General features: G+C 48.6%; 9 protein-coding genes. 6 read left to right on the top strand and 3 right to left on the bottom strand.

Going from position 1 to position 13,131, the window contains the following annotated elements:
• Positions 1-37: 37 nt before the first annotated feature.
• A complete protein-coding gene (locus B0I18_RS23880) occupies positions 38-2,035 on the bottom strand; it encodes a T9SS type A sorting domain-containing protein (RefSeq protein ID WP_106525294.1) in 1,998 nt (665 codons plus the stop codon).
• Between the two features lie 1,017 nt (positions 2,036-3,052).
• On the opposite strand from B0I18_RS23880, the gene B0I18_RS23875 reads away from it, so the two are divergent.
• The 3 genes from B0I18_RS23875 to B0I18_RS23865 all read left to right on the top strand — a co-directional run bounded on the left by B0I18_RS23875 (position 3,053) and on the right by B0I18_RS23865 (position 9,238).
• Complete coding sequence (locus B0I18_RS23875; protein ID WP_106525293.1) at positions 3,053-4,840, top strand: T9SS type B sorting domain-containing protein; 1,788 nt, start codon at positions 3,053-3,055, stop codon at positions 4,838-4,840.
• 437 nt (positions 4,841-5,277) lie between these two features.
• A complete protein-coding gene (locus tag B0I18_RS23870; RefSeq protein WP_181358603.1) occupies positions 5,278-7,287 on the top strand; it encodes a M4 family metallopeptidase in 2,010 nt (669 codons plus the stop codon).
• Between the two features lie 667 nt (positions 7,288-7,954).
• Positions 7,955-9,238: a hypothetical protein gene (locus tag B0I18_RS23865; protein WP_106525291.1), complete on the top strand. Its 1,284-nt coding sequence runs from the start codon at positions 7,955-7,957 to the stop codon at positions 9,236-9,238.
• Between the two features lie 184 nt (positions 9,239-9,422).
• On the opposite strand, the gene B0I18_RS23860 is transcribed toward B0I18_RS23865, so the two are convergent.
• Both B0I18_RS23860 and B0I18_RS23855 read right to left on the bottom strand, forming a co-directional pair.
• On the bottom strand, positions 9,423-10,286 hold the full coding sequence (locus B0I18_RS23860) for an SDR family oxidoreductase (protein ID WP_106525290.1): 864 nt from the start codon (positions 10,284-10,286) through the stop codon (positions 9,423-9,425).
• A gap of 79 nt (positions 10,287-10,365) precedes the next feature.
• Positions 10,366-10,935: a Crp/Fnr family transcriptional regulator gene (locus tag B0I18_RS23855; RefSeq protein ID WP_106525289.1), complete on the bottom strand. Its 570-nt coding sequence runs from the start codon at positions 10,933-10,935 to the stop codon at positions 10,366-10,368.
• A 266-nt stretch (positions 10,936-11,201) separates the two neighbouring features.
• Here B0I18_RS23855 and B0I18_RS23850 point away from each other — a divergent pair, with 266 nt between their 5' ends.
• From B0I18_RS23850 to B0I18_RS23840, 3 genes are all read left to right on the top strand, one after another.
• Positions 11,202-11,780: a TetR/AcrR family transcriptional regulator gene (locus tag B0I18_RS23850; protein WP_106525288.1), complete on the top strand. Its 579-nt coding sequence runs from the start codon at positions 11,202-11,204 to the stop codon at positions 11,778-11,780.
• A 61-nt stretch (positions 11,781-11,841) separates the two neighbouring features.
• A complete protein-coding gene (locus tag B0I18_RS23845; protein ID WP_106525287.1) occupies positions 11,842-12,615 on the top strand; it encodes an SDR family oxidoreductase in 774 nt (257 codons plus the stop codon).
• A 202-nt stretch (positions 12,616-12,817) separates the two neighbouring features.
• Complete coding sequence (locus B0I18_RS23840; RefSeq protein WP_106525286.1) at positions 12,818-13,006, top strand: class I lanthipeptide; 189 nt, start codon at positions 12,818-12,820, stop codon at positions 13,004-13,006.
• Positions 13,007-13,131: the final 125 nt, after the last annotated feature.

The following is a 13,131-nucleotide window of genomic DNA, read 5'->3' as shown; positions in this document are numbered from 1 at the left end:
TTACCTATACCGTAACCCATACGGCCCGCCGGTTGCCTTATTGCAGCACCTGTATTTTTTGTATAAACCGACCTTCGGCCGTAACGATATGGATCGCATAGATGCCTGCTGCCAATGATGCAACAGGGATCTGGACAGTATTGCCGCTAAGTTGCCCGGTCAGTACGGTAGCTCCCAGGGTATTCACGATATAGTATGCTTGTCCTTTCCATGGCTGGCCTTGCTTGTCTATCGTTATCACCGTTCTTGCAGGATTCGGGTATAGGCGTACGCCGCCGGTTACCTGTGTTTCCCATATGCCGGTTCCCTGTCCGTCAAATACATCCACTGTTCTGGATAGCAGCAGGCTGTCGTTACAGGCGCCGCCCAGCTTCACGCTTACGGTAAAGATGCCGTTACGGGTATAGCGGTGTTGTACCTGTGCGCCCGTGGCCAGCGGCGATCCGTCTCCAAAGTTCCAGGTATAACCGGATATAAACTTCGGGTTAATGATATTGAAAGTATAGGTGGCGGTGTCTCCGTATATAGCATTGATATCGCCCGATGGTGCTGTTTTTACGACGATGGCAATAGTGTCGCTGCCCTTGCAGTTATACAGATCACGGACCAGTACGCTGTAAATACCGGTTGTGTCGACCGTCAGGGTCTGGCCGGTTGCTCCTGTATTCCAAAGGAAGCTGGCCCCGGTATTGCCGGCATCGAGCATAAGCGTATGGCCTTTGCAGAAAGCCGTATCCCTGCCGAGGTTGACCAGGGGCAACGGCCTCAGGTTTACCGTGGTACTACTGTTGGTTACGCAGCCGGTGGTACTCTTTATGGTCACCGAGCGTACCCCGCCTGTGCCTGCAACCAGGGTCTGCGTGGTGTCGCCACCCGGCGTCCATACAAAGCTGCTGCCCGTATTGCCGGCGTCGAGTGTTGTTGTATTACCCGTGCATAGGTCTACGGTTGCGGGCAGGCTATTTTGCGGTACAATACCGGCAATGATCCGGAGGGTATCCCTGCCGGAGCAACCGTTAAGTGTTACCTGTACCGAATAAGTGCCCGGGCTGTCGACGGTAATGGATTGGGTACTGGCCCCGGTATTCCATGTATAGACTGCCCCTGCTATGCCGGCATCCAGGTTATAACTTGCGCCGGGACAAATAGTCGTGTCATTACCTATGTCTAAGGACATGGGTGTTGGCGTTACCGTTATGGGTGTGGCATCGGCACTACCGCCGCCGGCACCGGTACAGGTTAGGCGGCACCGGAATTGGGTCGTTTGTGTAACCGGAGGTGTAGCCTGGATTGCCGTATCGGTGCCGAAATTTACCCAGCCACTCCCCGGGTCGTATTGCCATTGGTAGCTTATACCCGCTGTTGCCGTGTTGCCGCTAAGACTAAGCATCGTAGCAGAACCGCAGGCTAAAGTTGTTGCAACGGCCTGGGTTGCACCGGCTGCCGGTGTACCCTGGCAGTTTGCATTAACCTGTATCGTTGGAAAAAGGGTTGGCGTAACCTGCAAGCCCGCCAGCCGGAACAGATAAGTAGCCGAAGCCGCTGCGTTTGTTGTCGGCCTGATCACCCATTCGTATTCCGTCTTCGATCCATTGGCTAAGCTTTGCGCCGCTCCTGCATTGGTCACGACCCGTCCTGCAACAAAAGTGCCGGTAGTCGTTGTCGCCAGTTGATTCGTTGTGGCCGTCCCATCCGCGACAAAAATACTGTTGTGGTAGGTAAAGGCATTTGTTGCCGGATTGCTCATCGGCGTCCACGAACTTCCGTTGTCTGAAGAGTATTCCAAGAGCTGGGATATCGTGCCTGCGGCACTTCCCGAGTTACTTAATTCTATTCTTACCCGGATGGAATCATCTAAAGAAGTAATCGTTATCGGGCTATTGAGTGCTGCACGCCAGGAAGCGCCGGCCTGGTCGCCATTATCGTTACGCCACCGGTAAGCCGTTTGTCCTATAGATGGCGTTGTTGTAGCGGAACAAAATTGCGGAGGCATAAATGCGATAAACAGCGATAAAAAAAATAGGAACTTGTTCATTTTTGTAAAATATTTTTAAGCGTAAACAGGTAAAATCAGGAACACCGGGATACAGAACACTATCTTTTATAAAAGATGCCCCCGTCCCATACAGGCGATAAAAGAAAGCATAACTAAAGGGTTAACCTGACAAGGCCAGGGCGCCTGGTTGTCTTTTTAACCGTCGGACAACGGCATTTGGACGGGTTTAAGCCTTCCAGCCCAAACCGCTTATCCGGCGGGCTTTTCCGCTAGCCCGGACAGCTATAAAACAGGTATACCCTGTGGATTTTTTCTCTTGTTATTTTTGACTTCCCGCTAAAGCCCAACGGCAACGGCTTCCTTATGCCTGCTGCGGCATACTCGGGTAAGCGACGATTAAAAAGCGCTGTCTCACCGGCCGCGTACAAGTCTTGTAATAATGATACGGGACCGGGAAAAATAGCCAGCCTGAGAACAGGCCGGCATTGTATTGATTAAAAAATGAAACAAAAAATGTGGCCCTAGCATATGCCGGACAACCGGGTTGTACCGGGGTACTATGCGGGCAATAAAATTTTTTTTCACCCGGAATCAGGAAGGCATGAACGCCTTTCCTGATCTTGGTTTTAGCCGATATAGCTTTATTCTTTTATAGATATGCTCCTGTTTATACCCCACAACCGGCGTATCCTTTGCGTGAATCGTACCAGCAACTTAAATGCCGCGTGTCCTGCACTGATTCAATTTCGATACAAGCCAATAGGTACAATACCGGTAGTCCGTAAGCAGGTAGGTGCGGCCGGCATTTTCTTACAAGAGATTTTCTTGTAAAGCATTTTTCTCAGAAAGTTTTTTTGTTCGGCGTAGTACCCCGGCGCTGTGTTATTGTCCTTGCGGTCATCCGTAAGGAGCATTTTTAAAAACCGAAAAAATGAACAGACAGGGCACTGGTGGCGGGGGTGCTGCTGCTGTACCGATCGCTTTCCTTTTGCGATTGGTACGGCACAAGATTTTACCGGTATTGTATATGTTCAAATTTTTAAATGGTTTTATAAAATGAAGAAAGCGAAGCGTAACGTAAACTGCTCGAAGTTTAAATTATCTCTACCTCCGGGACAGCCGTATACCGGCAAAAAATTAAAGGCCGTTCGGCGCAGGCCGGCTGCGCGATTGCACCCTGTTTTTTTTGCACTTTTTGATGTTTTAGGCCTTTCCTTAAAAAGGCTTCTCTGTAGCGTTTGTTCCGTGCTTTTATTTTCCCTGAATGCCGGCGCACAGAATTTAGCGCCTAACCCATCTTTCGAAAACTTCAATGCCTGTCCTACCGCTGTTAGCCAGATAGCGGAACCATTAGTCTCCCCGACGGTACTGGATTGGCACAGACCTACCTGGGCCTCCACCGACTATTTTAACTCCTGTTCAACCGGAACCGTTTCTGTGCCTGATAATGCCTTTGGAAGTCAGCAGGCCAGAACAGGGAATGCATATGTAGGATTTTATTCAGAAGAATACAGGGAGTATATTGAAGGACGGCTCCTGGCCCCGCTAGCTGCTAACCACAGATATTATGTGAGCTTCTGGCTAAACTTGTCAGACGGTGACTACACCGGGCGTGCGGTGGATCAGTTCGGCGCTTATTTTTCGGCGGATAGTATTTATAACCCGCTTACCACCGAATTTTTACCTGTTGTTCCGCAGGTGGTAAGCCCGGTGGGCCAGGTATACAAAGATCGGATAAACTGGGAAGCAGTGTCCGGAACTTTTACGGCTGCCGGTGCTGAGCGTTGGGTTACGCTGGGCAATTTTACAAGCCAGGCTAATCTCAACATAGAGACGGTACCCAGTATGTGGCCGGGGCAGGCATATTATTATATGGATGATGTTTGCGTGCTTGACCTGGATAGTACGGTCCCCCAAAATATCGTGATACATGATACTTTGGTTTGTCCCGGCGTCTCTGTCGACCTGCGCGGACGGAGGGGTTATACGGAATATATATGGGACGACGGCAGTACGGGAATGTCGAGGAGTATAGAGAGGAGTGGCAGTTTTTGGGTAAGAACGATCGACAAAGCAAACTGCGCGCTTTATATTGATTCCTTTTATGTGACCATCTTATCGTCTAATGTGAAAATTTCGCCTGATGATACGAGTATTTGTATCGGTGATACCATTAAGCTCGTAGCTTCAGGCGGGGTAACATACCATTGGAAGGATGCAGATTGGATGTTTGCTCAAGGCGCTGAAGCCACGGTATGGCCCAGAGCACAAACTACATTTTCCGTCACTGCGATAGATGCGCTTAACGGTTGTCTTTTTGAGGCACAGGCTACAGTGCGTGTTAATCCATTACCCATGGTAAATGCAGGAAAAGATATAAATCTGGCCTATGGCGAGTCTACTCATTTGAATGGGCAAGCCTCAGGTACCTTCATGTGGTATTATGATGTTGGTAACCCCTACATATTGCGACCTGAGGTGCGCCCGTCCAGGACGACGACTTATTATCTTCGTGCCACAAGTGCCGATGGTTGCACGGCCATCGACAGCGTTGTAGTTTATGTGATTGATATCAGGGTGCCCAATGCTTTCTCTCCCAACGGGGATGGACTGAATGACGTTTTCAGGTTGTTCAGAACTGCTGATGATGGAGTAGGCCCTTTCGGCTTCAGCATTTTCAACAGGTGGGGAGAGAGCGTATATAGCTCTTCTGATTTTAAAGGTGGTTGGGATGGTACTTATAATAATAAGCCTGCGGATCCCGGTTCTTACTTTTATTATATCAAATATTACATCGGCAGCAAAGAGTATGTTTTAAAAGGCGAGGTTTTATTGATCAGATAATTTTGGCCGTTATAATAACACGGAACAAAAGATAACGCTTAATTGATTAGTGGAATGCACTCGCAGGTGTTGCCGCCTTCTCTTTTAAACGCGCAGGAAAAATGTGACTGTAACAAAACCTTCAAACGGATTAAAGAATCCTTAAAAAAAAATGATGCCGGTTTTACCTATTCGTTGGAGCAGTAAGGTAAACAGTATACGACATACACATGGCACAATATCCGCTAACCAGGTAAACTTATGGAATAGAGGGACGTGTTGTATTTGTACTATTTAACACATAAAATATGTTACTTAACAGATATTCGCGTGTCCTGTAGTTTGTGAAGATGTTCTTCCTGACAAAAACGTTTGGCGCGAGGCTAAGTTCCGGCCGGATAGCAACGCGCAGCGGTCTGTTCTGAATTGAAAAATATATGTTTACCAAACCTCTCATTATGAAGAAACGCATGGTTATTGCGCTTTGCTCCGCGGTTTTATTTACCGGCGGGATACACGTTTACGGACAAATAAATGGTAAGCTGCGGGGAACCGTTACCGCACGCGACAGCCGGGATAATAACCCTTTGGCTATTTCGGTTAACGAAGCGGAGGGCGTAAGTGTTGCGCAGGCACAGTCCTTCCTGGCCGAACAGTTGCAACTCATACCCGGCAGGGACGAGCTCCGCCTGGTAAAAACCACATCGCCTTACGACGGTATTATGGTACAGCGCTATGAACAGTGGCTGCTCGGTATCCCGGTTGAACACGGAGGTTATACTGTAACTGCCCGCAATGGCTTGATTACTGCGGCAACGGGCCATTTTTATAATACCAGCCAATCGGCAGGAAGCGCACGGCCCGTCCTGACAAGCGAGCAGGCAATGAGCTATGCCCTGAAAGCAATAGGCGCCCGGAAATATGGATGGGAGCAAGGACCCGCTAACCCGGCAACGTTGCCCCCGCTGAATCGTGTAACCAGCCGTAAGCCCGAAGGGACATTGGTCTGGATCGAAAATCGCATATCGGGTCTTGGCGAAGGGCAGTTATACCTGGCTTATAAATTTACCGTGCCTACCCTTGAGCCTTTTAATATGCAGGTTATCTATATTGATGCCGCCAACGGTAAAACTTTGTCGCGCACCAGCCTGATGCGCCATGTAACAGGTTCGGGAGCAAGCCTGCACAGTGGACAGGTACCGCTCGAAACCACGGCCCGGGCGGGCGGTTTTGTCCTCGAAGACAAACTGAGGGGCACCGGTATCTTTACCTATGATATCCGGAATAATAACAACCCGGCTATGATGGTCGATTTTACCAGTACTTCTAACACCGCCTGGGCGGGCCCTGCTGTAGATGTACATTGGGCATCGGAAAAAATATATGACTACTGGAAGAGCGAGCAAAACAGGAAGAGTTTTAACGACCTGGATTCGCCCATCCTGAGCATGGTACACTTCAGGGAGGATACGACTGCGCCCTGGGGAAATGCGGCCTGGATCGGCTATGGCATGGTGTATGGAGATGGTAGCGATGGTGTGTCGCCTCTTGTTTCGCTGGATGTCTGTGCGCACGAGATCGGGCATGGGGTATGCCAGTTTACGTCCGATCTTATTTATGAAAGGGAGAGTGGGGCCCTCAACGAAGGTTTCAGTGATATATGGGGCGCCGTGATCGAAACCTGGGCGGACCCCCTGGAACAGGACGGCTCACCTAAGAAACATTGGCAAATGGGCGAGGAGCTGGCTACGTCGCCGATGCGTGATATGAAAAATCCCAAATTACGCGGTCAGCCGGATACCTATCAGGGAGAGAACTGGATACCGACTACTATAGCTGATTGTCCCACCCCGGACTTATATACCAACGACAACTGTGGCGTGCATTATAACAGCGGTGTGCTGAATCATTGGTTTTACCTGCTTACAGAAGGCGGAAGCGGCACCAACGATAACTTTAAACAATATGCAGTGACAGGCATCGGGATAAAGAAGGCCGCTAAAATCGCCTACATGACCGAGCTGAGCCTGGCTGCCAATGCGGATTACAGCGCCTGCAGGACAGCAAGTATCAGCGCTGCGAAGACTTTGTATGGTAACTGCAGCGCCGAATTCAAAAATGTAGTAAGGGCATGGTATGCCGTAGGGGTAGGAGTCCTGGATACCAGCTGTGCACCCGGCCCTACGTCTATTGCAGATGTACAGGGACAGGACGAAGGCATAAAGGTGTTGAACAATCCTTTCGGAGAACGGATTCTGCTGCGCTATAATTTTAACCAGGCCGGTACCGCCGACATTGCACTTATCGACGCTTCGGGCCGCGTAGTTAGCCGGGCTGCCCCCCGTTTTGCGGCGGGCAAGGGCGACTACACCTTTGATCTGGGCAATGTATACCTGAGCAAGGGCTGGTATATGCTGCGTGTTACGACGGCCAGGCAGGTGTTTAGCCAGAAGTTGGTTAAAAATTAGGCTTGCCGTGCTGCAAGGATAAAACGGCTTACCTTTTAGGAATGCTGCTCTTAACGGGCTACCGGCTAAGAGCAATACGCTGTGCATTTGCAAATTATTTGAAAACAATGAGGAACTGGTTTTAAAGCCCCTCATTGTTTTTTTTTGTATAACTTGGTACAGGTGGTAAATGATAGCCGGCAGTACCGGTGTTTATCGTACCGGTAGGGCAAATAAAGAGATGCCATCTTCATGCCCGAAAAACGGCTAAAAATAATACCGGTAAAAATCGGTTCTTCTTTGCTGCAGTCCATACAGCCCGTAGTGGAACCTTCAGTATTCGTCACTCTCTTGCCTGAGTATATATGATCGATCGATTGCTTTATCCGGTATTTTTTTACGCTTATTGGTGCATTTGCTACGGTTATTATTCGATACGCAACGTTTAAAATTTTGTCCGGGATTCTGCTTCCTGGCGAGGTTGTTGCCCTGCTCTTTTTGCTAGTTTTGTGACGTTTATAAAGCCGGTACCGGTGTTTATTGATACTATATAGCGAAAACCATGCAGCGTCTTGTTCTTTTTTTATTCGCCCTGCTTGTGCTGAGTTCCTGCTCGCGCACGCAGGCCGATTCCAAGCGGATTTTTATTGCGATTAACCCGGTAGACTGTGTTTCCTGTATTAAAAACATGGAATCCCTGTTTAAAAATTCAAGCATACCGCCGGTTACATTTGTATTCGAGGAAAAGTACCGTAAGGACTCTTCAGCAATTATACAATCCATGTCGCTTAAGGAATACGGTACCGTTTATGCCTGGTCTGATTCTCTTTTTGATCTCTATAGTGCATACGGTATATCTGCACTAAGCCTGGTAAGCAGTAATGGAACGATCTTATTCAACAAGCCCTTGAAAGCATTGACGCAAGAGGATGTCAGGATGTTGCAGGGGGATAAGAAGCCTGTATCTGATACTTTTGAGCTGCCCCGGGAAGTAGCGCAACATGCTTACGAGGAAATGTTGACAGACGGTAATAGGTTCTATTTCTGCGATGTGCGGAAAATGAAAATTGATGTGGTCGGCTTAAGGGATCTTAAATACCAGAAAACACTTTCGGTAGAGCAACAGGATGTAAAAGCCGCCTTTGATCTGGCGCTTGGTAAAGGCGCATACGGATCAAACAAAAGAGCGCTGAACAGTTTGCATGTACCTAACCAGGAAGTGCTTCAGTATTATGCTTTATCAGATAGCGGTCTTATTGCAGTGGCCGCATATACCTGTATTGCTGCCATTAACGGGACAGATACCGCAGTGGCGGGGTTTTATGCGGTTCATAAATTCGGCGATGGCACCACAACGACTGTCTTTCCCGATCTGCCTTTTCTGCGCAAAACCTTTTTCCAGGATAAAGGAAATTTAATAAGTTGTGAGCCTGCCGCGTATTATTACAACGGGGCCTATTTTGCAGCCATCCGGAAATCAGATACCGCCAAGAGCCTTAGTGGTAAGCGTTTCCTGGCGAAGCTCCTGCCCGATCATGGCCGGCTCCGGTACCAGGAGCTGTTCGATTACCGTATGCCGGATGTATACACTAATGGCAATAATGCTTTCCCGGTTTTTGACGGCGCTTACTGTATGCTTCCTCTTGCCAATAGGATATACAGCCTCAGCGGAAAGGAAGTCCTGGAGCTAAATGGACTGACTTTTAAAGTCAGCCAGGATTTCTTTACGCCGCCTGATAAATATATTGTCGCGTTCAAAGTGCAGAACGACAATGTGACACTTATTTATCATGTTCAGGAAAAAAGGCAATATCATTTATTCCGGTATGACTTAAAAAAGGGGCAGATCCTTTTTGATAAAATAATTCCTTCGGGTCGCAACAAGCCTGTTGTCGATTGGAACGATAATAACTATGTCTATTACCGGTTAGGCGATCATCTTTTGATAAGGCAACATCACGCTAACTTTTAGTGCCCGGGTGGCAACGGACAGGCACGAGCGGCTGTGTGTAATATCCGCCGGTGCCTTTGAATGCTATTGACAGGAAAGCGGATTAAAAAAACGGCAATAGCGTAACGCATTTCGATTAGGATAAATGCCCTGGTTTGCTATTGCCGTTTTCAACCCATCAATAATCGTTGCTTGTTTGCCCGGATCAGGCTAATAATTCTCCCATGCCAAACAAGTGCAGACCTTTGCCAAATTGTTCGGCCACGGCCTGGTTGGCGGCATCTATATACACGCCGGTAATCGGGTCAACAACGGTTCTTAACGGTCTTTCGCCTTTTGGCATGTTGATCAGCTTTACGATGGCATCAGCGACATCCTGCGGGTTCGTATTATAGCTCTGGATCAGTCCGCTTACTGCTGCCATCATCTTGTTGGGGATCTCCGCAATGGCGCCATAACCTTCAAATACCGACTGGTCGGAGGCAAAGGTGGTTTTTTGTGCCATCTCTGTGGGAAAGGCGCCTGGCTGAAGAATGGCGACATCTATTCCTAAACGTTTGACTTCATAATGCAGGCCTTCGCTCAGTCCTTCCAATCCAAACTTAGAAGCGGCATATACGGTTGCGAAAGGGAACGAAACCCGTCCGAAGCCGCTGGTCACGTTTATGATCAGGCCTTCCTGCTGTTGCCGCATAGCCGGCAGTACCTGTTTGATAAATCGCCAGGGGGCAAATACATTTACATCAAACATCGCCTGCACGTCAGTAGTGGTAAAGCTTTCAGCCACACCGTGCATAGAGAACCCCGCATTGTTGACCAGTACATCGATGGCGCCTTCCTGTGCAATAATCGTTGCTATGGCCCGGGCAACACTTTCATCCTCGGTAAGCGTAACGTCCAATACCGTTACATGATCAACTGCAGCAAGTTCCCTGGCCTTCTCCGCATTTTTGCCTTGGGTATCCCGCATGGTCGCATAAACCCGGTGGCCCAATGCCGCTACACTCCGGGCGGCCAGCCAACCGAAACCGCTATTCGTTCCTGTAATCAATACTATTTTCTTGCTCATCTTTTATGGTTTAAATGAATAAGACAAAGGTTGATTACGGAAACCAGAAAACATTTACCATTTGGTAAAAAGCATTTCTTTAGCGGATGTTTTTCCTGATCCGGCTCAGGGATGGTTGGGTGATGCCCAGGTAGGAGGCCACGTAGGAGAGGGGAACCCGGTTGATAAGGCCGGGAAATTGATCGATAAAAGACAGGTAGCGGGTTGTAGCATCTTCGGACACCAGGGGACTCCTTCTTTCGATCGTTTTCAATAAACAATTTTTGACGATCAGGTGTTCGATATCCTTCCAGCCCACAATGGTATTGCCGATCTCATCCCAGTCTTTTTTAGAGAACACCAGCATTTCGCAGTCGGTTATGGCCTGTATATACTCCGATGCGATAATTTGCGATTCAAATTTCTGTTGATCCGAAACAAAATTGTTTTCCTCAACAAAAGAGTGGGTGATTTCCTCGCTCCTGTTGTTGTAATAGCAGAATCGTGTAACGCCCTTCAGCAAGAACCCGACATACCTGGGTATTTTGCCGGCTTCGGAAAAATACGCGTCTTTGGCAAGCGCTAACATTTGTGCCTTGCTTAAGATCAGCTCGATCTGTTGGCTGTTCAAATTACCGAACTGCAGGATATAATTGACGAATGCTTCCATAGTACAAATTTCGGACTTATGCCGCGGGTTTCATTTACCATTTGGTAAAAAGAGCGCTTCAGGTCAGGAACCTGTTGCGCCGGCTTTCATTGCCTGTAATAGCTCGAGATCATGTTGATCCGCTTTAGGTCCGGTACACCGGTACGTTGGGAACCTGGATTAAACAGGGACGGACTAACACAGTGGTAACGGAATCTGAAATTAAAACCGCGGCATAATTTTATTTTAAATCGTTTGATTTAAAATTATCGTACCTTTGCTCCGTTATGCCGAGGCGACAGGAGTTTATAGAAGAGGAAGTGATCCAGAAAGCTATGGAAGTTTTTTGGAAGAAGGGTTATGCGGCAACGACCACCCGTGACCTTACGGAGGCGATGCAAATAAATATCTCCAGCCTGTACAATTCTATAGGAGATAAGCACCAACTGTTTATCCGTTGCATCAGGCATTACTCCGATGTACGGATCCGTGCCGCTGCATCCCGGTTCGCTCATTATGATTCTGCTTTCCAGGCCCTGGAAGCCTTTATCAAAGATGCGGCCAAAACCATTATTACCGAACCCAGCAGCTGCATGTGTATTAAAGCGGCCTTTGAAATAGAGGGCGATGATCCGGAAGTCAACCTGGCCATCAATACTTATAATGATTATGTGCATGAATTTATGAAGGGTATGGTGCTGCGGGCGCAGGAGTCGGGCGAGATGGCAACAACCGAAGATGCGGATACGATCGCTGATTACCTCGACAGCCTGTTTACCGGCTGGTATAATTCATTTATTCTACACCGGGATCCCAACAGGATCCTGCAAATGGCCGCTTATGCCATACGTCACCTGAAAGTCTGAATTTTTTTTGATCCATTTTAAAGCAATTGATTTAAAATTAAAAAACATCAACTCTTAAAAGATGAACAACACATTAAAAGGAAAAATCGCGCTGGTTACCGGCGGTACAAAGGGTATTGGTAAGGCTATTGCCGAAAAATTGATCAGGGAGGGGGCGCAGGTGATCGTTACCGCGCGCAATAAGCCGGAGGACATCACCGGCTATCACTTCATCGCTGCCGACCTGGCGCAACCGGAAAGTGCCGAAATTATAGCCCAGGAAATCCTGGATCGATATGGTCGCATCGATATCATCGTTAACAATGCCGGCGCCAACACCGGTCCCCGTGGCGGTTACGCGGTATTGTCGGATGAGGACTGGCAGGAAATATGGCAGCTGAATCTCATGTCTGCGGTCCGGATCAACAAGGCGCTCCTGCCATCGATGACCGCGCAGCAAAGTGGCGTGATCATTCACATTTCCTCCGGCGCTGCGGTATTGCCGATCTGGGATGTTACGATGCCTTATTCTGCCGCAAAAGCTGCATTGAATGCCTACAGTAAAAGTCTTGCCCATGAAGTTGCCGCACAGGGCCTGCGTGTGTTGTCCGTACTGCCGGGAATGGTCAAAACGCCGCTGATGCAGGAGTACCTGGAAGGGCTCGCGGCGTCGATGAAGATCAGCCTGGAAGAAGCCTTGAAAGTGCTTACGGCCAAAGCGGGCAACCTGCCTTTGGGCAGAATGGCTGAGCCGGAGGAGATTGCGAATATGGTGGTCTTTCTTGCTTCTCCGGAAGCATCCTACGTTACCGGCACAAACGTGCTGATGGAGGGAGGATTAATTCCGACCGTTTAACCAGGGAAGGCATGCCCCGGCTATAGCATAAAACAACAGCGGCTTTTTTTTATAGGTCGTAGCGGGAGGCTACGATTTGGTGCGGAACGCTGCGAACAGATGAGTTAACGGAATGTTGGCGCGGCCTGGTTTGCAATTTGATTTCAGAGGCATTTATTGCACCCCTGCACTGCGAACTTTACATTTCATCAAATCACGCCTTATGAAAAAGAAAGCACTGCGCTTAAGCAAGCTGAAATTCAGTAAGAATGCTGTTGTAAACCTGACGCCTAAAGATGCGCATACCGTGAAAGGCGGACGGGACCTGACCGCCCTGTTTGATACCGACCCGCTGTGTGGCGCCTGTTACAAGCCGCATACCCAGGCCGTTAGCTGTGTGCACGTTTGCTAACTGTAAATCGATACCGGGTTTAGCATCGTTTGAACTGTGATCGTAACCCGGGCCCGGTGAACATCTAAAAGAGGAACCAGTAATGGTTCCTCTTTTAATGTTGAATTAGATTGTTGATCCCTTGT

The sequence above is a fragment of the Taibaiella chishuiensis genome (assembly GCF_003014535.1).
In the GTDB taxonomy this organism is placed as follows: Bacteria; Bacteroidota; Bacteroidia; order Chitinophagales; family Chitinophagaceae; genus Taibaiella; species Taibaiella chishuiensis.
The sequence above is the reverse complement of the archived record's forward strand: the minus strand, read 5'-3'. Positions and strand labels throughout refer to the sequence as shown.

What these genes read in the sequence shown, in the direction of transcription:
- B0I18_RS23880 (WP_106525294.1), bottom strand. Translation starts at nt 2,035, where the DNA reads ATGAACAAGTTCCTATTTTTTTTATCGCTGTTTATCGCATTTATGCCT.
- B0I18_RS23875 (WP_106525293.1), top strand. Translation starts at nt 3,053, where the DNA reads ATGAAGAAAGCGAAGCGTAACGTAAACTGCTCGAAGTTTAAATTATCT.
- B0I18_RS23870 (WP_181358603.1), top strand. Translation starts at nt 5,278, where the DNA reads ATGAAGAAACGCATGGTTATTGCGCTTTGCTCCGCGGTTTTATTTACC.
- B0I18_RS23865 (WP_106525291.1), top strand. Translation starts at nt 7,955, where the DNA reads ATGGAATCCCTGTTTAAAAATTCAAGCATACCGCCGGTTACATTTGTA.
- B0I18_RS23860 (WP_106525290.1), bottom strand. Translation starts at nt 10,286, where the DNA reads ATGAGCAAGAAAATAGTATTGATTACAGGAACGAATAGCGGTTTCGGT.
- B0I18_RS23855 (WP_106525289.1), bottom strand. Translation starts at nt 10,935, where the DNA reads ATGGAAGCATTCGTCAATTATATCCTGCAGTTCGGTAATTTGAACAGC.
- B0I18_RS23850 (WP_106525288.1), top strand. Translation starts at nt 11,202, where the DNA reads ATGCCGAGGCGACAGGAGTTTATAGAAGAGGAAGTGATCCAGAAAGCT.
- B0I18_RS23845 (WP_106525287.1), top strand. Translation starts at nt 11,842, where the DNA reads ATGAACAACACATTAAAAGGAAAAATCGCGCTGGTTACCGGCGGTACA.
- B0I18_RS23840 (WP_106525286.1), top strand. Translation starts at nt 12,818, where the DNA reads ATGAAAAAGAAAGCACTGCGCTTAAGCAAGCTGAAATTCAGTAAGAAT.